Origin of the sequence: Cohaesibacter celericrescens (assembly GCF_002866925.1) — a bacterium.
Classification (GTDB): domain Bacteria; phylum Pseudomonadota; class Alphaproteobacteria; order Rhizobiales; family Cohaesibacteraceae; genus Cohaesibacter; species Cohaesibacter celericrescens.
Map to the genome: position 1 here is coordinate 606907 of NZ_PKUQ01000001.1, position 20167 is coordinate 627073.

General features: G+C 48.7%; 14 protein-coding genes and 3 pseudogenes. 4 read left to right on the plus strand and 13 right to left on the minus strand.

The features are described 5' to 3' along the window. Positions 1-34 precede the first annotated feature (34 nt). Positions 35-490 (minus strand): annotated as a pseudogene (locus tag C0081_RS02935) (IS110 family RNA-guided transposase); the annotation flags it as partial. A gap of 280 nt (positions 491-770) precedes the next feature. Here C0081_RS02935 and C0081_RS02940 point away from each other — a divergent pair. Continuing rightward, positions 771-1868 (plus strand): Fic family protein, encoded by a 1098-nt coding sequence (locus tag C0081_RS02940; RefSeq protein WP_101532274.1) that lies wholly within the window; start codon positions 771-773, stop codon positions 1866-1868. Between the two features lie 109 nt (positions 1869-1977). Beyond that, positions 1978-2331, plus strand: a pseudogene (locus C0081_RS02945) (transposase); the annotation flags it as partial. A 156-nt stretch (positions 2332-2487) separates the two neighbouring features. On the opposite strand, the gene C0081_RS23815 reads toward C0081_RS02945, so the two are convergent. The 11 genes from C0081_RS23815 to C0081_RS03000 form a co-directional block, all read right to left on the minus strand. Beyond that, entirely contained in the window at positions 2488-2835 is a 348-nt protein-coding gene (locus C0081_RS23815; RefSeq protein ID WP_101532276.1) for a BA14K family protein, read from the minus strand. Positions 2836-3092: 257 nt separating this feature from the next. Then, positions 3093-3227: a DDE-type integrase/transposase/recombinase gene (locus C0081_RS23820; RefSeq protein ID WP_101532277.1), complete on the minus strand. Its 135-nt coding sequence runs from the start codon at positions 3225-3227 to the stop codon at positions 3093-3095. Between the two features lie 288 nt (positions 3228-3515). Further along, positions 3516-4256: a hypothetical protein gene (locus C0081_RS02960; protein ID WP_101532278.1), complete on the minus strand. Its 741-nt coding sequence runs from the start codon at positions 4254-4256 to the stop codon at positions 3516-3518. Then, the gene (locus tag C0081_RS02965; RefSeq protein ID WP_101532279.1) at positions 4234-4632 is read right to left on the minus strand and encodes a response regulator; all 399 of its coding nucleotides are present in this window, start codon (positions 4630-4632) and stop codon (positions 4234-4236) included. The genes C0081_RS02960 and C0081_RS02965 overlap by 23 nt, the downstream gene beginning before the upstream one ends. Continuing rightward, entirely contained in the window at positions 4625-5869 is a 1245-nt protein-coding gene (locus C0081_RS02970; protein WP_180966733.1) for an EAL domain-containing response regulator, read from the minus strand. Before C0081_RS02970 ends, C0081_RS02965 begins: the two co-directional genes overlap by 8 nt. An 8-nt stretch (positions 5870-5877) precedes the next feature. Continuing rightward, on the minus strand, positions 5878-9870 hold the full coding sequence (locus tag C0081_RS02975; protein ID WP_101532281.1) for a PAS domain-containing protein: 3993 nt from the start codon (positions 9868-9870) through the stop codon (positions 5878-5880). An 868-nt stretch (positions 9871-10738) separates the two neighbouring features. Continuing rightward, positions 10739-12025 (minus strand): TRAP transporter large permease, encoded by a 1287-nt coding sequence (locus C0081_RS02980; protein WP_101532282.1) that lies wholly within the window; start codon positions 12023-12025, stop codon positions 10739-10741. Further along, on the minus strand, positions 12022-12474 hold the full coding sequence (locus C0081_RS02985; protein WP_180966734.1) for a TRAP transporter small permease: 453 nt from the start codon (positions 12472-12474) through the stop codon (positions 12022-12024). Before C0081_RS02985 ends, C0081_RS02980 begins: the two co-directional genes overlap by 4 nt. A 93-nt stretch (positions 12475-12567) precedes the next feature. Then, positions 12568-13563 carry a TRAP transporter substrate-binding protein DctP gene (dctP, locus tag C0081_RS02990; RefSeq protein WP_210200364.1) on the minus strand — a complete coding sequence of 332 codons (996 nt, stop codon included), beginning with the start codon at positions 13561-13563 and terminating at the stop codon, positions 12568-12570. A 25-nt stretch (positions 13564-13588) separates the two neighbouring features. Then, positions 13589-14548: a hydroxymethylglutaryl-CoA lyase gene (locus C0081_RS02995; protein ID WP_101532285.1), complete on the minus strand. Its 960-nt coding sequence runs from the start codon at positions 14546-14548 to the stop codon at positions 13589-13591. Further along, positions 14541-15695, minus strand: a complete 1155-nt coding sequence (locus C0081_RS03000) for a CaiB/BaiF CoA transferase family protein (protein ID WP_101532286.1) — start codon at positions 15693-15695, stop codon at positions 14541-14543. Before C0081_RS03000 ends, C0081_RS02995 begins: the two co-directional genes overlap by 8 nt. A 107-nt stretch (positions 15696-15802) precedes the next feature. Between C0081_RS03000 and C0081_RS03005 the strand changes: the two genes are divergently transcribed. Continuing rightward, positions 15803-16738: a LysR family transcriptional regulator gene (locus C0081_RS03005; RefSeq protein ID WP_101532287.1), complete on the plus strand. Its 936-nt coding sequence runs from the start codon at positions 15803-15805 to the stop codon at positions 16736-16738. Positions 16739-17106: 368 nt separating this feature from the next. Here C0081_RS03005 and C0081_RS03010 read toward each other — a convergent pair whose 3' ends face one another. After that, a complete protein-coding gene (locus tag C0081_RS03010) occupies positions 17107-18456 on the minus strand; it encodes a tyrosine-type recombinase/integrase (RefSeq protein ID WP_101532288.1) in 1350 nt (449 codons plus the stop codon). A 927-nt stretch (positions 18457-19383) separates the two neighbouring features. On the opposite strand from C0081_RS03010, the pseudogene C0081_RS03020 reads away from it, so the two are divergent. Then, positions 19384-20131, plus strand: a pseudogene (locus C0081_RS03020) (IS6 family transposase). Positions 20132-20167: the final 36 nt, after the last annotated feature.

The window sequence follows — 20167 nt, forward strand, 5'->3', positions numbered from 1 at the left end:
TCCTGCCTTACTGTTCGCAATCCCCCAACGGGCATTGTGCAGTAATGACACCAAACTCGGCAATATGGGCGCGGATTGCATTCATAATCATTGTGCGCTGGCGGACCAAAAGATCACGCGAGCGATGCAGGACCAGAACACTCTGCTGTTCGACACTCTTGATCGACACAAAGTGCATACTGGGGCGAGTGACCGCCTCGCAGATTGCTTCTGCGTCAGCCGCATCATTCTTATGGCGTTTGACATAAGGCTTTACGTAAGCTGGTGAGATCAACTGCACCTCATGGCCAAGCGCTGTGATCTCGCGCGCCCAGAAGTGACTGCTTGCACAAGCTTCCATACCAACTAGGCAGGGCTCCAGCTTCGATAGGAAGTTGAGAACCGCGCCGCGTCGAAGTTTCTTTTGCAAGACGATCTTGCCAACGCAGTCAACGCCGTGAAGTTGAAAAACAGACTTTGCTAAATCAATTCCAAGTGTTTCAATATGCATGTGGATGGCTCCTTTCCAACGTTGCTCTCTAACAGCATCAATATGGCACATTGTGATGCCGCCGGATGGAGCCGTCCACAACATCAGAGCACCTTGCAAACTACATCGATTATGATGCCATCGCCCGTGACCTAGCTCATGACCATGTCGAAACCAGCATTGCTGGTGACACTTACGTTTATCGCATATCGTAAGATGAGGTTTCGGATGAGTTATAGAATTCGCTTCTATAACTCACAAAACATAGTAATGTGAGTTATAGAAAGGTGTCCTATAACTCATGACTTGGAACTGGCAAAAAACCGACTGGCCCCAATTTAGCTGGAACAAGCAAGCTCTTAAAGAGCTTGAATCCCGATTTTTGTATCAGTCTGGGATATTGCTTGGTACACTCAAACACATTGATGATGAGCAAAAACAGCACCTCACAATCAATTTGATTTCAACGGAAGCGATGAAAACATCCGAAATCGAAGGTGAAATTCTCAATCGAGATTCCGTTCAATCATCCATCCGTCGCAATTTTGGTCTTAATCCCACTCATAGCAAAGCCAGTCCTGCCGAGCAGGGTATTGCCGACATGATGGTCGATCTATACCGAAATTTTGATGCTTCACTTTCTCATGACATTTTGCATGATTGGCACAAAATGCTGACTATGGGGCGACAGGATCTGCGCGACATCGGACGATACCGCACCCATGAAGAACCAATGAAAGTTGTCTCCAGCTCTCTGCATGAACCAAAAATCTATTTTGAAGCGCCACCCTCTTCAACTATGGCTGCAGAAATGGAACGCTTCATGGCATGGTTTAACGAAAGCAGCGCTCTGCCAGCATTGACACGCTGCGGCCTAGCGCACCTGTATTTTGTCTGCATTCACCCTTTTGAAGACGGGAATGGTCGTATCGGACGTGCCATCGCAGAAAAAGCACTGTCACAAAGCCTTGGTCAGCCCAGCTTACTTGCTCTCTCCCAGACAATTCAACACAAGCGCAAGGAATACTACCGCCACCTAGAGCTCAACAATAAAGAGTTGGTTGTCACTGACTGGCTGACCTATTTTGCAGAAACTATTTTGGACGCGCAGGCGGTGTCTCAAAAATTGATCGAATTTCTCATTGCTAAAACCCGTCTTTATGACCGCCTGCGCGGTGTGCTCAATCCACGACAGGAAAGAGCAATTGAACGCATGTTTCGAGAAGGTCCTTCTGGTTTTAAAGGTGGTTTGAGCGCCGACAACTACATCACCATTACGGATACCACGCGAGCAACGGCAACGCGTGACCTGAAGGATCTTGTCGAGAAAGGCGCACTCAAACGAACTGGCGAACTACGTCATACGCGCTATTGGCTGAATATTCGAGACGAGGGCTAACGGCTTGTGCCATGAAACTCATCCGCCCAGCCTTCATATCCCATGGCGGATAGGAGTCAGGTGTAGGGTCGCCAGCACGAAAACGGTTACAATGATCTAAGAGGTGGTCCCGGAAATTATGAATTCTGATCAAGGATCCCAGTTCACCAGTTCCGACTGGATCCAGACATTGACTGATGCAGATGTAAAAATCTCAATGCCTCTCGGTGATGCTTCGCATCACCTGCCGGTAATAGACGGTCGAGAGCGCTGGGTTGATAATCGCATGATCGAACGTCTCTGGCGATCCATCAAATATGAATGCATCTATCTCAATGCTTTCGAGACGGGATCGGAGGCAAGGATCGGCATTGCAAAATGGATTACATATTATAATGCAGAACGCCCTCATTCCAGTCATGGCATCTTGACCCCGAACGAGGCATATGACACCACAATAACCATAGAGAAAATCGCAGCCTGATGTGATACCTAGATCCACCTTATATCGGCTACAAACTGGTCGAAAAACTGGGACCACCTCTGAGCATCAATGCCGTCTGGATCACTGTGCGCTGCTGAACGCTAAAAGACCGCCTACAGAGGCGGTCTTTCTATTTTGATATCGTTCTGTTCATTTCTAGCGGCAGAAGTGGCGACGTCCGTCATAACCACGGAAATAGCCGGTACGTGGGTTAAATGACCGGTAGCGTGCGTCGCAATATCGATACCAAGCACGCGTCCATGGGGCTGGACGACCAGAGTGATGAACGCGGTGATGTCTGTTTGGGCGATGGTGCGGGCGGTAATTGCGATGGCCATTGCGGTAGGCGACATCGTGTGCGATTGCGCCAACGGCCAAGCCGGTAACGGCGCCAATCGCGAAGGCTGCGTTGCGACCGCCTGCCGCTTGCGCTTGGCTGGTGGGCAGAGCCACTGTTGCGATGGTTGCGATCAGGGCGAAGGCTGCAATGGTTTTCTTGAACATGATGTTTCTCCGGATCGATATTTGTTTTTATTGAAGATCTTGTGTGTCGCTTTGAATTTGTTTGGCGTTGATCATCAGCGCCTATACTCATCAGTCGCGGCGTATCCGGAAAGGGTTCAAAAAAATTCAAAATTTATAATTTGGCAACTGAACGGCTCTGTCAGGCAAATTTGAATTGGTTCACGAGGGCCATCATCACTGTCTTTTAGGGAGCATAAAGACCACACACTCAGTGAGAGCAGCGCTACGGTTCAGCTTCAAATTTGGTCTGCTGTTGAGGCCTCGCATTCGTGATCTACGGCCCGCCACAGATAGTGCGCTTCGCCGGTGATTTTGACGAACACTTCATCCCAGTGCCACTTCCATTGTGGCCAAGGGTGCGACCTTTCAATTCATTTCCTAAGGACCTTTGACGCAAATATTGGACCGAACCTGTTCCAGCAAAACCGGATCATCTCAAAGCTTACGTCGATGCCGCGTTCGTGCAAAAAGGTCTTCAACATTTCGAAGGAAAAGTGGAAATTGAACTTAGAGCATCACAGCAAGGCGAATAACCTTTGGGCTGTTTTGAGATAGCGGAATGGAGAGTGCTTTGTCATCCTACGGGGATGAGTCACCGCACTAACCGTCTCAAGTCAATTTCCTCTGACAGGCCCCTCAACTACATTTAAATCCGGTAATTACCCTGCCAGGGTAATCTGTCCAAGTCCGAAAAGGTGAGCTGGTTTAAAGTGAACAGCACCATCTGCGCTCGGAATTGGCTCATGAATGGCATCACCACTTAAAAAATTAACGCCCCCACAGACCGCGTTTGTGGCGAGGCTAATCGTTTGGATACCATGCCCTATAACTTTGAACTCAAGAGCGCTGGCGCGGGAGACAAATCTTGTTATCCGGTCAATCAGTTCAACTTCGCCACGGTTGTTGTTACGGAGATCAAATCCTGTTGCAAAAACACCAGGAAAACTGAAGCGTCTAAAATTCCTTTCATCGATAGGGGACAGACAAATAAATCCGCGACAATAGGCCTTAAAAGGATCGAGGATATGCTTCAAATCCTGCCCTTCAATAGCAGCCGGAATTTCGCTGATTTCTATCACCAATCGGTTTCTCATATCAATCTGAAGCATCTTCAGAATCTCGAGAAAAGCTTTCCTGTTTGATTGATCAATCAGGAACTTAAAACGGATTGGCAGCAGAGCAAGCGTATTCTGTCCATTTTTGTCCTTCTTGGTAATCACATCCAAAACGGACGTTAGAAATGCCATATCCCCTTTTTGGGTGCGGACTTGGCCTTGCGATATAGCTTCAGGGCGAAAAGCCATCAAAGCGTTGGCCTTCACATGCCAAATAGGGCGATAAAAAATGTGACTGTCTGCTGATGCAAGCCCTCTATTTTTAATTTTTGGAGGTAAGTTCAAAAATGATCTCCTCAATTACATTCAGACCGAAGGGTTTTTGTAAGGTCCGATAAGCTCCCAACTTCTTTGCCAGTTCAAGAAAGGTCATGTTTTGGGTAGCGCCACCACCAGAAATAGCGACAATCTTACTTAGAGGATTCAACTTTTTTAATCCAATAATCGTTTCTATGCCCTCTTGGTTTGGCATCAGAATATCTGTTATGACCAGATCAAAGTCATTTTTTTCCGCAATATCGAATCCCTCTTTCCCATCTTCTGCTTCAACGACACGACAGCCTGCTTCTTCGAGAAGATCTCGGAGAAGCAAGCGAAATTCTTTATTGTCTTCAATGACCAATACACTTAACATGTTTTTATTATACCCAATGTTATCCATGATCCGCTTTTCTAGCGTTTTTTCTATTGGTTTTACCAACTTTCAATCGCAAATACTCTGTAATTTCTTTAGAAGGCAGAGGTTTGCAATAATAGTAACCTTGCCCTCGGTCACACCCGATTGATTGTAAAAAACGAGCGGTTGAAAGCGTTTCGATGCCCTCTGCGCAAACAATTAACCCAAGAGAACGGGCTAATGCCATTTGCGCTTTTATGACCATTTTTGCATCATCATTTTGATCCAAGTCCCTGACCAATGAACGATCAAATTTCAATTCGCAGAGAGGCATCCGATAGACTTCAGCCAACGACGAATAACCGGATCCAAAATCATCGAGCGACACGTCAATTCTTTTTATCCTCAATCGAGTAAGTATCTCATTTGCCATGTCAGGATCAGCCATGGCAGCCTGCTCCGTTATTTCGGCAACCAAAAGGGATCTTTCTATTCCCGCCTCATCAAGCATAAACGCCAAGCGGTTCGGCAATGACAAATCGGTGAGGTTTTTAGGGGACAGATTGATTGAAATTGGACATTGAATTCCCAACGACCGCCAATGCTGCTGCTGTGCAATAGCTCCTTTTATCACAGCTTCGGTTAGCTGCCCGATAAGCCCTTCATTTTCGGCAAATTCAATGAAGGCATCAGGAAACAGCATGCCATGGATTGCATGGTTCCATCGAACCAGTGCCTCGCAGCCTGTCACGGGAAAGCTATCAGAAACTTGCATCTCCACCTTGGGTTGATAGTGAAGTACCAACTCATTTTCATCTATGGCTCGCTGTAATTCTTGTTTCGTGATCAACAATGGTTGTTTTGGTTGGTATGCTCTTTCTGTGGGAACTTTCGGTGACATCACCACCCTCACCTTCGAGAGAGATTGCTCCAGAGACGCCACTGAAATCGGTTTTTGAAGAGAGGGCAACATAGTCAGGCCAAGGCTCTCTCCGACGCGCAGAGAGGTTGAAAGGACCCGCTTGTCTTGTCCACTGGCAAGAATGATAGACGCTTGGCAATTCCGAGTAGAGAGAAGCCGGAGAATTTCAACACCGTCAACGTCTGGCAATGTCAAATCCAGTAGGATCACATCTGGAACCATATGATCGATAAGTTCAAATAGTGCTTCACTGTCCGCAGATTCAAACACGTAAAAGGAGAGATCTTCAGCGACGTCTCGAAAAAATGCACGAATACCTTCGTCGTCATCCACGATAATCAAGTTGAATTTTTTATTCATGTTCATTCTCAATTATCAACTGCTGTGATGAAATCTGGTGAAGTCTTTGCATCCAGTGCAGCACGGATTTTTGTGGCGAGATCAACCCTACGATAAGGCTTGGTTACCAAGTTTGTGGCAGCCTTGACCTCTCCGTCATGCAGGATGGCCGCTTCGGCGAAACCTGTTGTAAAAACAATGGGTAATTCCGGCCGGATCTTTGTTGTTGCCTTTGCAAGTTCAGTCCCCCCTAACCCACCAGGCATTACAATATCAGTAAACATAAGGTCGATATCAGGGCGTGAATGGATGAAGTCCAAAGCATGGACGCCATTTTCTGCTTCAATTGTGGTAAAACCCAGATCTTCCAACAAGGCGATGGCAATTTCGCGCACCTCCGTCTGATCTTCAACGACGAGAATTGTCTCATGCCCAGTATGATGCTCGACTATTTTTTCTTCCGCAACAACGGCCAATTCAGGCTTCTTAGCCGCCGCGGGAAGGAACAGTCTCAGTGTTGTTCCTCGACCCAGCTCGCTATATACGCGAATGTGCCCTCCGGTCTGATTGATAAAACCGTAAACCATGCTGAGTCCCAGACCACTGCCTTTGCCAACATCTTTGGTCGTAAAAAATGGATCAAATATTTTGTCAATCTGGTCTGGAGCAATGCCACAACCCGTATCAGTTATGGCAATGACGACATAGTCTCCGGGCGAAACTTCGCTTTCCCGAGCCGCATATTCTTCGTCCAGCGTGATATTGCTGCTTTCGACAGTCAACGAACCACCATTGGGCATCGCATCGCGCGCATTTATCGCCAGATTTATCAGTGCGGATTCCAGTTGGTTCGTATCGGTTTCAATAATTGAAATTTCGCGTCCAAGACAGCATTCCAACGTTACCGCACCACCTAACGTACGCTTCAACATAGTGCATACATTTTCAATCAAGGGGTTGATTTCAACGGCCTCAGTTTCAAGTTTCTGTCGTCTAGAAAAAGCCAGCAACCGCCGTGTCAACTCCGCCCCTTTGTCGACAGCACTCAGAGCGGCTGTTACACGTTTCACGGCTTTAGGATCCTGACTTACAGAGCGTTCAATCAATTGCAGGTTCCCCAAGACGACCCCGAGCAAGTTGTTAAAATCATGTGCCAATCCGCCAGTCAGCTGGCCAACGGTTTCCATTTTTTGAGCCTGAACAAACTTTCTTTCAATAGCTTTTCTGTCGGTAATATCGGTGATGACCGCGAGTGACTTGCTGAAAACTCCATTGTCATCACACTCGGCGATGGCATTCAAAAGCACATCAATAGTCTTGCCTGATTTAGATACCATCTGAACATCGATGTTTTTGCAGAATCCACTCTGTACAAAAGCGGGATGTGTTTTCTCGCTGAGTATTTTTCGACTGTCTTTACTGAAAAACGAGGCTGCATCACATCCGATAACGTCCTCACGGCTGTATTCAAGCTTCTCAAGCCAAAAATCGCTCACACTGAGCAAAGATCCATGTGGGTCGACAGAATGCAACATGACCGGCGTATTGTTGTAGAGCATACGATAACGCTCTTCGCTGGTACGCAAAGCATTCGTTGTTTTCATTTCCGCGGTAATGTCGGATGATGCCACAAAAATAAACTGCTCACCCGTAGCAGGGTCCGTGTAAGGAACCTTGTCTGTTCGGCACCAACCACGAGGACCGTCTTTGGGCGTATATTCTTCTACGATGCCCAGCGTTGCTTCACCTGACGTGATTACTTCGAGATCATCATCAAGATATTTTTGCGCAAACTCGGGAAATAAATCAAAGGTATTGCGGCCCTCTGCATCGGCTACAGACATCCCCATGGATTGTGCTGCAGGTTCATTAAGTCGCAAAATAGTATTGTTATCATCCTTATAAAATATGCGCATAGGCACATTGTTGAGAATAAGCTCAAGCTCACTTTTATTGCGTTTTAGCTGATCTTCAGCCAGTTTCCGATCGGTGATGTCGATTGCAATCACGATCACACCACGGATTTCGCCGGCGAGGTCACATTCCGCAGAATAAATCACCTGAACATTTCTGGTTTTGCCATCCGGATAGGCAATTTCTCTTTCGATCGTTACATCATTGCCCAGTTTCATCTGAGCCAGGTTTTTCTTTAGACCGAGCAGTTGCTGTCTATCCAGGACCTCTGCGACATCTTTGTTGACCACACTGCCTGCTGGTAGATTATACCATTCCGCTCCGGTCTGATTGACAAACCTGAATTTAAGATCGAGATCAATATAGGTGACTAAAAATGGCAAATTGTCAGTGACCAACTTTAACAGCGTTTCACTTTCTTTTTTATCAGAAATATCGCGACCTTCCGCGATGAAACGAATGATATTGCCGGAGTTGTCTGAAACCGGTTTTATGGAAAAATCGATGGGAACCTTGTGTCCATTTTGGGCCTGTATCTGCAATTCATAGCGTACAAATTCACCATGCTTGGCCCTATTCCAAGCATCCTGCAGCCTGATCACGGTTGCTTCGTCAAACTGCCAGCAATCATTATCAGCCAAATGTCGACCGACCAGTTGATCCCTTTCCAATCCCAAGAAGTCAATGGCTGTATCATTTATCTCCAAGACAATGCCGTCTTGGTCCAGAAGGCTACATAACTGAAAGGAATGATGGAAAATTGCGCCATATCGTGCCTCAGCATCGCGCCAACCGGCTTCAGCAATGCGTTCCTTGGTTACGTCCTGCATTGAAACAACGGCACCCAGTAGTTTATTATCGGAATCAAGCATCTGGGATGCTGTCGCCACTATTTGCCTGCGCGCATGCCCTTTGGCAGCAATGACGATCTCTTGAGACTCGACAAGCTCTCCCATCAAAGCGCGATATAACGGAATCCGTTCTTTTCGAAGCGGTGTGATGCCATCGGCCTCATAGAGGTCATAGTGATTTGCCCACTCTTCAGGACGTATCGGCGCTCTCTCAAGTCCGTGAAATTCGCGGGAGGCAGTATTGAAAATCGACAAGGCTCCCTGTGCATCGCAAGCCACGATACCTTCTTGGATATTTTCGAGCACTGCTTCTAAAAAATGTCTACTCTGTTCCAGCTCGATGCTGGCCTGCTTCTGATCATCAATGTCTTCGATACTAATGATTATGCCCCCGATGGTGCCGTCTTTATGACACCATGGTTGAATATGCCTCCGCACCCATCTAAATCCGGTTTCACCGGTTGGCATCTTGTCTTCTTCAAAAGTTATGGTTTCACCATCAAGACCGCGCTGCCATTGTTGCGCCCAGTTGCCCGGTAGATTTGACATAAGGATGTTGTGCCGTTTGCCGACAATATCCTGATCACCAAGCTTGAAAGTGTCACGCCACTGTTTGCTTGCAGCAATATATTGCAAATCCTTGTCAAGCATCGCGACCGAAATGGGGACGTGCTCGAAAAACAACCCAAGCTGATGCTCCACTAAATCGAGGCTATTTTCAGCTTTTATCCGACTTTCAAATTGGTTTCTTGCGTCAGCTGCTACGCCACGCATTTCGATACTGGCCGCCGCAATTGATGCCAAATCAGTCAGGCGTGCTTTATCAATCTCGGAGAATTCATGTCGGGGCTTATCATCTAGCAGGCATAAGGTCCCCAATTTGTAGCCATTTGAATCTATAAGCGGTGCACCAGCATAAAACCGGACTTTATGGCCTTCGGTCACAAACGGATGGCACGCAAAACGGCTATCATCACTTGCGTCGGCCACACACATGACCTCATCCTGCAAAATGGTGTAGGAACAAAAGGAACCGCCACGGTCGGCACCCGTTGCTTCAGTCCCAAATGCGGCTTTGAATTCAAGTTGCGTACTTCCCACAAGGCAGACCAAGCCGATGGATGCCTCAAATTGTTTCGCGGCAACGCGTGCAATGCGATCAAAATGTTCTTCTGGAGCTGTGTTCAAAATTTCGTAATTTTTAAGCGCAGCCAATCGCTCGATTTCGTCATGAGGCAGATTTGGGGACGTCGTCATACGGCAACAAGCCTCTTTCTCGCGACAATAAAAGTAATTATAATTACCTATGTTTTGATGGACAAAAATGAATAGGTTGTAAATTGTTGAGCCTATATATTAAGAAAATCGATTATTAAGTTATTTTTTTATTACAAGGGACCAATCGAGATATAGCCTGTCAATAGGAGGGCATATTGAGAATTTAATTCTCAATGCAGCCGCGGAAATTATGATTTGAAAAGCTGATTCCGTTTAGGGGATTGAACGGTTGAACAATCGTGGCAGTGAATAGTTTGTTGAAAATCAGTATTTGATGCTCAACAACACCTGCTTATCGCCCATGAGGTGAAAAACTCGGCCGAGATCAAGGGCAATTTGCGAATAGGACTGACCAGGCGAGGTCTAAACTTGGTCCTGAGGGCAGTAGCGCAATAATGATTGAAATTCCTATCGTCATCTCAGGAATTCACAATTGATCGGGACCGGGCAGGGAATGGACACCGTTTTACCGACAAAAAATAGAACGCGACCAAATATCCTGCAGCCGTTACGAGTGAGGAGACCTGCTGCGAACGGAAATATTACGTCCCCAGAATCTGACGGCCCAAACGGTCAGCTTCGACCTTGCGGGTAATGCGATCACGGTGCGAGCGTAACCCCAGACCCGCGTGTTCATCAACAGGCCGGATACAATCTATCTTCGCAAATCAACCTAATTGGGCCACCGCACTCTAATGTTAAACAGACGGGAAAGAGTGCGACTGAGCCCATTGGGCTATGATGTCCGTCTCTGGCCGCCTTGCCCCGGTCTTTCATAAGTCGGTTACCTTCAAAAATGGTACCGCGTTCATCCAGCAAAGCCTTCTACCGAATTTTGAGGCAAGTTCTAATTTCCAAAACCCGCTAGTCGTGGCAGCCACAGCGCAAGAGGTTCAAATATCAGCACCAGTACTAAGCCGATGAGCATCAGGATGACATAAGGCATCGCCCCGCGAATGACGTCGGCCAACGGGGCTTTGGCGATGCCCTTGATGACAAAGAGATTCATTCCGACCGGCGGTGTGATTAAAGCCAACTCAAGGTTGATCATCAGCAAAATACCATACCAAACCAAATTGACGTCAAAAGCCATCAGCGCGGGCAAAATGATTGGTGTTGTGATCAGGATAATTGCAATCGTTTCCAGAAACATCCCGAGGATGAAGATCACGAGCATGATCATTAGGATAAATTGCATGGGGCCAAGGCCCATCGACGTCACACTTTCCATCAATTGGATCGGTAGACGGATGATGGTCACGGCATGCCCGAACATTGCTGCGGCGGCCAAGATCATGAACAACATAGAGGTGGTTCGCACAGTATCATAGGCGGTTATCGCCAAGTCCCGAATCCCAAAATTTTTATAGACAACGCTACCGACAAAGAGCGCATAGATTGATCCAATCGCTGCTGCCTCGGAGGCGGTGAACACCCCGAGATAAATGCCGCCAAGCACCAGTGGTGGCATTATTAAGGACCAGAATGACTTACGCATCGCCCCGAGGCAACTCTTCCATCCGATCCAATCGATATCCTCGATTTCTTTGCGCAGATAGCCTTGGGCCATGCAATAAATAGCAAACAGCAGCGCCATCATGATACCCGGGATTAATCCGGCTATAAATAACGCGCCAATCGAGGTTTCCGAGACAATAGCATAGAGAATAAGGGGGCCGGACGGTGGGATCAGAATGCCAAGCGTTCCGCCCGCAGCAATCACCCCGTAAGTATCCGAGGGGCGATACCCGAACCGCTTCATTTGCGGTATAGCGCTCGATCCTATGGTCAAAGCAGTCGCCACGCTTGATCCGGATATTGCTGCGAAAATTGTGCAGGCAAGAACGGTGGCCACGCCAAGGCCGCCTTTGAGATGACCAACCATCGCATTTGCCGCATCATAGAGATCATCCACAACTTTAGACCGGATCATAACATGCGCCATGAATGCGAACATCGGAATAGCGGTCAGCAGCCCATTGTCGAGTTTGGCAAACACTGTGTCGGCCACAGATGAAATACTACCTTCACTCAGGATGGTAATCGCCAACGACGTCAACGCGAGCCCGGCAAATATTGGTATGCCAGTGAGCAACATAGCGATCAACACGACCAGAATAGTGAATGTCATCATGGCCGATTCCTCACAAATATCAGATCGAGACATTTCGCAGCGGCCAACAGGCACAAAAGCCCAGCCCCAACCACCAGGAAGGATTGTGGAATCCACAAGGGTGCCTCAAGATAGCTGTCTGAATAAATCCCGAACATGAGAGAGAATTGCACCGAGTTGATGGCACTGACACATAATACGGCCGCGACGATGGCGATCGAAAGGTTTGACCAGAATTCCAGAATCCAGCGTTTGCGCCCGGTAGCGTTTTCCGAGAAAATGTCGACGCTGACGTGTTCGCCTTTGCGTAGGACTTCGGCGGCTCCGAGCATCACAATAGCCACGACCAGAAAGCCCGAGAGTTCATCCGACCACGTCAGCGGGTGCCCGATAAAATAGCGGCGAAACACGCTAAATCCCGTAACGGCAAGAGTGAGTATAATCAAGGCCGCACTCACGATGCTGGCCATGAAAGCCAGCCCACCAATCAGCCTCGTTAGATTTGAGGGGGCAACTAAGCCCCCCCCACCATTGTTTTCATCAAAATTCATTGAACTTATGGCTCACATTTTGCTGATGAGATCGAGCAGCTTTTTGCCGTCTTCGCCTGATGCATCGCCAAAGGCTTTGTCAAAGGCTGGGCCCATGACGGCCTGAAGCGCCGCACTTTCGGCGTCGGTTGCGATATGCACGGCCATGCCCGCTTCGGAGAGTTTAGCCGGTGCTTCTGCAGCCGAGGCTTCGGATGCCTCAATCGCCCAGACAGCGGCTTTGTGACCGGCTTCATCAACAGCGGACTTATTGGCAGCGGAAAGACCATCATACCATTTCGGATTTACGTAGCCGTGGAAATAGATGGAAAACAGCGGCAGGATAGTAACATGGTCCTGTACTTCGAAATATTTGCGCGATACGGCTGCGGATATATCTGTCAGCCCGGCATCAATGACGCCGGTCGACAGCGCCTGATACACCTTGGAACCCGACATTGCAGAAGGGGCGGCCCCCATCGCCACAAATCCTGCGTCCGGAACCGGCCCTAGACCGCGAATTTTCACGCCATCAAAGTCGCCCGGAGCAATCAGTGGTCCGCCATTGGATGTGATTGCGGTAGACCTGGTGGTAAACATCCACGTTACATTACGCACACCTTTGGTGAGCAGTTTTTCTTCGAGAAATCCAGCCGCCTCGGAGCCGTCCCATTTCTGTAAGGCTTCCAGACTTGAAACCGCAAAGGGTCCAAGCGTGACGTTCATCAATGGTAGCGTTTTGCCCCATTGTGGGTTGATCGAAAAGGCGCATTCGATATCGCCCTTGGCCACTGACGTCGCGTTTTGTTTGGCCCCGACCAGAGAGTTGGTTCCAAACACTTGTACGTCGATCCCCCCGTTGGACAGGGTTTCAATCTCGGCTGCCCAGCGATCGATCACTTTAGCAATATGGTGAGCTGGTGGAAGCTGATGGCTGCACCGCATTACCGTTGTATCTGCGGCAGATACGAGGCCTGTATTTCCCAGTATCAACGCCAGACCGGCCATTATTCCTGTAATTAGTTTCATTTCTCTCTCCCTTTTAAAGTCTTCGCTATGTGTTTTGAGGCTCCGCACTGTATGGGTAGGCTTTGGGCAAGCCTGCCTTGGCAAGCGACCCATAAAGCGGTTCCTGTGGCATTTCTCGATCCAGAATGCGACGAACGGAAATCAGCGCCTCCAGATCAACTCCTGTCTCAAAGCCGGATGTTTCGCAGAGAAAAACCAAATCTTCCATCACGATATTGCCGGTGGCATTTAAAGCTGCGGGGCAGCCTCCTAACCCACCGAGTGACGCATCAAGAACGCGTGCGCCTTGTCCCATTGCGGCCGCGGCATTGGCAAGTCCCATGCCTCGCGTATCATGAAGATGGACCCCAAAGTGTTTGTCGCCCGCCAGCCTTTGCATTTCTGTCGTGAGGTGGGCGACCTGGTGTGGTCCCGCATAGCCAACGGTATCGGCAATCGAAACAATATCGATGCCCATTGCATAGCATTTTTCCGCAAGGTCCAACACGGATTTAGGGGCGACATGTCCCGAGATTGAACAACCAAAGCTCATCGCCAGACCGACTCCGATGATAGGTCCATTTTCCATAGCGTCACGCTGGGCGACAATGTCACCGATCTGTCTGAGCGTAGTTTCCTGCGAGCAGTTCAGATTGGCCTCGTTATGTGCTTCGCTGGCGGAGACCACACATTGCAACTCAGCCACGCCGCTAGCAAACCCATTCTTAGCGCCGCGAAGGTTGGGTACAAGAGCCGCGGCGTGTGCACCGGGCAGCGCATCAATCGTCGCTGTCAAATCATCAATATCGGCGAACATAGGATAGCGGTCTTTGGGCAAGTATGAGCCCAATTCAAAATGCCGGATTCCGGATGCGTATTCCTGCTTCATCCACTCTTGCTTGCCAGCAGTCGAGGGATATTGTGTGACCATTTGCAACCCATCGCGCAGCCCCACCTCGCGTAGGGTGATCCTATCTTTCGGATACAATTTGTAGATATCAGTCATCGGCTTGTCCTGTGCGCAAGCCAAGTTCGTGCAGAACAGCATCGGTGTCGGCGCCCAAAGCAGGTACGGAAAGGCCCTCGCCCAGCCCAACGCCCTCGATCTCGATCGGCAGGGTGGGAGTGCGAAATGGTGTACCATCTTCGGTGGTTCCCGAAACCAACCCGCCGTGGCGTAATACATGTGGATCTTCGAACAAATCCTCGGGGCGGTTGATGGGAGAAAATGGGATGTTCAGTCGATCTAGCATGTCGATCAGAGCACTCAGCTCATACTCGATTATCTTACGCGCTACGATTGGCACTGTCCATTCACGGGCGCTAATCCTGGCGGTGGCATCATGCAGGCGAGTGTCGGTCAGGAAAGCTTCAAGCCCATAGGTTTCGCAGAACGCCTTCCAATGCCCATCGGTCACAACGCCGATGAAAATCTGTTGGGCATCGCGGGTTTTAAAAATATCATAAATCGGCCACGCGTGGACACGCTGAGGCATCGGCACCGAAGGTGCCTTTGTCAGATCATATTGCACCATATGCTGGGCAACCATGAAAAGGCTGTTTTCAAAAAGGCCGATGCGGATCTCCTTGCCTTTGCTTGTGGCGCTACGTTCATGCAGAGCGGCCAGAATGCCGATCACGCCGAACATACCGCCCATAATATCATTTGCCGAAGACCCGACACGCAGCGGTTTTTCAAGCGACCCAGTCATCATTGCCAGACCGCTCATCATCTGAACGACTTCGTCAAGTGCCGGCCGATGTTCGTAAGGGCCCGAAAGGAAGCCTTTGTGCCCGGCAATGATCAAATCTGGGTACCGGGTGCGAAGATCCTTGATATTGATGCCTTGTCGCTCAAGCTGGCCATCACGGAAATTCTCGATAAAAACGTCAGCGCTGGACAACAACCGGTCCAACGCTGTGCGGCCTTCTTCGGTTTCAAGCTCAAGCACCACGGACCGCTTGCCGCGATTGAACAGTGGAAAAAACGCAGTGCCCATCCCCCCCAATTTGCGTGTCTTGTCGCCTTTAGACGGTTCAATCTTGATCACTTCGGCACCAAGCTGCGCCAGAATCATGCCGCAAGCGGGGCCCATAATCATGTGGCTCATTTCGACAACGCGGATATTCTCTAGGGGCAGTTTTGCAGTCATTGTACCTATCAGCTTTGAGGAATAGAAACCACAAGGTAACGTCGCCTTTGCGTTCTGAATAATATAATCTTTGAAAGGCTGCGTTCGATAGTATAGAACGCTTCACTATGGATATTAAGCAGCTCACTTATTTCGTGGCCGTTTTTGAACACGCAAACCTGTCTCACGCCGCCAGCCACCTTGCAGTGGCGCAATCGGCCATTAGCCACCACATTGGTAAACTCGAAGCCGAGCTTGGCACGCCTCTTTTTGTGCGCAAACCACGTGGGATGGAGCCAACAGCCGCCGGGCAGCGCCTTTTTTCGCATGCGCGGCACATCCTTGCGTCGATCCGCAACGCCGAGCAAGATATGCTGCACAATGCCGAAGAGATCGCGGGCGAATTTGCAATTGGCCTGCCCTTTTCGGTGATGAAGGGGATTTCTGTGCCGTTGATGCGCAGAGTTCTGTCAGATTTCCCAAAAGTTAGGCTTTCAATCGTAGAGGGACTGTCGGGGAGTACGCATAATGCGCTGCTGGCGTCCGATGTGGATATGGCACTATTTTATAATCCAAATCGCAATCCTGAAATCACGATTGTGCCTGTGCTTGAAGAAGATATTCTGTGCGTTGGGCGTACATCGATTATTTCCGACAGCCGTGGGCCGATAACCTTTGCAGAGTTGTCAGAGCTGCCCGTTTTGTTGTTGCGTCACGGGGCCTCTGCACGGGCATTGATCGACCGGCCGGGTCTCCTGAGTCGACTTGAAGCAAATGCGCCACTCCAGCTTAACTCGATCAGCGGGATCACAAATGGCATGCTTGCCGGACTGGGCTGTACGATTGCGCCCCAGGTGTTTGTCCGTGATCATCTTGACACTGGGGCCTTGCATGCGCGCAGCATTATCGAGCCACAACTCACCCGGCGGCTCTACCTTGGATACCGGCGCGACTATCCGTCCAATCGCCTGTTCGAGGCTATCCGGACACTTGTTTTGGATTTAATTGAGCAAGAAGTACGCAGCAACGCTTGGGTGGCAGAATACTGTTATCGGGGTTCGTAATTCTTAGGGCCTATACAGCTTGTAGGTGTCAGGGGTGCATCTTTTCGTACCTTCAAAACCATTTGCCTTGAAGCAACGCTCCATGGGTGCTTTCATGCGGCCGCCCATTTTCTCACCCTAAACCTACCGAAAGCCAGCGAGGACATAGTTGTTCAGATATTGCCAGACAGTCCCTGTTTGTGAAAAGCCCGCGCTGCGCAAGGTTTCAAGATGATAGCCAAGTGACACCTTGGCGTTGCATTGTTTTTTGTTCTCCCAGATCATTTTCCTCTTGGCAACGGCACAAGCGTATTCGGGTAGTCAACACGAAGACCTCGTTTCCTGCCTAGGCTATTATCTTTTCGATGACATATTCTGGCCAATTCATGTCATTCCTTGTCCACAATATACTCCAGTGCCTTGTGTAGGTTATTGAGCGCAACGACAATCGGATCATCAAGATCGACAAGAATTCGAACCGCATCCATGTAATGAACGGCAGACCCACTCACATCAGACTTTGCAAACGGGTTGGTGTGAGCAAGAATCTCCTCAACAATATGAAGGGGCACTTGCAATTCCTTCAACATCGTAGCCCCCGTACGGCGTAAGTCATGGCGGGTCCAGTTCCGGGTATTGCTCACTGTTTGGATTTTCTCTGAAATGCGGTTCCAGTTGCCAAGCTTACCGCCAACACTGTTTGGAAAAACATATGCAGAAGGATCGCCCTTCGATGAACCAGGTAGAGAACGAAGAAGATTGACTGCTGCCGTTGAAAGCGGCAAATGTTGAGACCTTACTCCTACATTTTTTTCTTTAACTTCCGGCTTAAACCAAACGCCATTTTCAAAATTGATGTGCGACCAACGAGCATTTGCAACTTCCTCACGGCGTGAGACAGTCAACAGAAGAAACATCATGGCAATTGGCCCGAAGTCCTTTTCGAGCGGTATATTTTGACGGCGAAGCGTTAGATGTGGCGGATAAGACAGCAATGGATAAATTGCCCGGATCTCATAAACATCCAAAACCCGATCTCGCCTACCTGTTATCGTTGGGTCAGAGCTCGAAGGATCAGATATTTTTTTCATATCCGGCACATTTAATGAAACAGGTCTTCCGGCGCCCAGCTTGATGAAATCTTTTCCTCGATGAGCAGCCCAATCTAGGACGCGAGATAGATACGTCATAGCCCGCGACACCTGACCATTAGCTGTATCTTTGCCAACCAATGGTCGAACAGGCCGATATGAACTCACAATGCCACTGAGTTGCTCTTCTGAAATTGACTCAACCTGCTTATCCAAGAGGCTTCCAAAGACACATTCAATGGTGCTGCGCATCTCAGGACGTGAGCCGGGTTTGCCACGAAGCCTCCAACCTTTCAGCTTTACCGCAAAAATGGGCTCCACCTCATCTAGCAAGTCTCTTAAGGTCGTTCGCTCATGCTTTGGGGCTACACTTACATAAGCTTGATTGACCTGACCATGCTTGATCTCAATACGAGCATAGTCAGCAAGTTCGCGGGCCTTTTTCAGCGAAATTTCAGGGTAACGCCCGAGAGTTATCGTCCTGTTCATCCCTTTTGCATCTCTAGCCATTAATGCAAATGACTTAAGCCCGGATTTTGCCACTCTGATTTTAAGACCCACCGTTTTCGTGTCTGTAATATGAAGACGCGATTCATTGGTGGCCAATGATTGAATAAGCTTGTCGGTAAGCAGCTGCTTGGTTTTCATAATATCCTCATCTTTTGTTGACGAGGAGGAAATAGGTTCAGCATCTTTAAGCTGGTAATGGGACTACATGGGACTACAAAATGGCTGTGCTTGCATGAAATGCGATGAGACGAATTGATACAAGAATTGCGACATCACACCACACCGAACAGAAAAATAACATTTCAAAATCAACATGTTAACTATGTTGAATCTATCTCAAAGCGTATCAAACAGTTTCAAGCTATAGCGGCACTAAACAAGCGAATTCATGAATCATAATCCGCGTGTCGGGAGTTCAAGTCTCTCCTCCGCTACCAAATTTTCCTCAGATATCCCCTTAGAAATCAGCCCCTTAATGGTTCTCATGATGAATCTTACAGGATTCTTCGTCAAGAGATTTGAGCAGAAATCCTCATCTCAGTGTGACAGCAGTGTGACAGGGTCTATTTGTGGCACGCCTTTTCTCTTTGCACAGGTCGACATTTTTCTTTGCACAACTCCTCCTGTTAGATAGCCCGCTTTTAGCGGGTATTTTTGTATCAATTTAACGTATGTTTTTTGGGAACACTTTTGAACTTCTAAAACCGACTCAATTCGAAGAGGAATAAGCAGCTATTCGGAACAGTCCGAACGATTGGCTGCACAGCGGACCTGAACCGACCTTTGCTGCAGTTAGCACGAACGTCTGCTCAGAGCAGATGGGGTCTTTTCAGTTCCCAATCACCAATTCCTTGGCCTTTTTCTGCCCTTGGCTCCTTGCTGTGTAATTGAGCGTGACTTCCTCAATCTCGAAGCCTTTGAAGATCTCTCTGATCTCAGGCACATCACTAATCGAAAATAGAAAGCTGCCTTTGATTACTGCGAGTTGGTCGGCCAGCTTCTGGAAGGGCATTGTCAGAGCAAAGTTGCTTGAGGTGGGCAAGGCGGTGAATTATCATTCGTAGGATGACAAAACACTCCCCTTTTCGCTATTTCAAAACCAGCCCAGAGATCATTCGCCTTGCGGTGATGCTTTATGTGCGATTTCCACTTTCCCTTCGGAATGTCGAAGACATGTTACATGAACGAGGTATCGACATCAGCTATGAGACCGTCCGGTTTTGGTGGAACAGGTTCGGTCCAATATTTGCGTCAGAGATCCAAAATAAACGAGTTGAAACGTCGCTATCTTGGTCGCAATGGCAGTGGCATTTAGACGAAGTATTCGTCAAAATCAATGGCGAAACGCACTATCCATTGACCGGCAGGTGAGTGCGTAGCAATCACCGAGAGGTTGTGGCGAGCCGTAGATCACGAGGGAGAGGTCTTGGAATCCTACGTCACCAAGTGCCGCGATCGCAAGGCAGCATTGAAATTCCTCAAGAAAGTCATGAAACGCCATGGTCGCCCGCTTTCGTTGGTAACAGACAAGTTGCGATCCTACGGTGCCGCGATGAAGGAAATAGGCAACGACGATCGGCACGACACAGGCCGCTGGCGAAACAACAGGGCTGAGAATTCGCACCTTCCGCTTCGGCGAAGGGAACGAGCAATGATCCGTTTCAGGCGCATGCGAACTTTGCAGAAATTTGTTTCCATCCACGCGTCAGTCTACAACCATTTCAATCAGGAGCGTAGTCTCTATAGCAGATCAAACTTCAAGCTGAACCGCAACGCCGCCCTTGCTGAGTGGCGCGATCTTTGTGCGGCATAAAAGACCGTGATCGTGACCCTCTCCGGGCATGCTCAG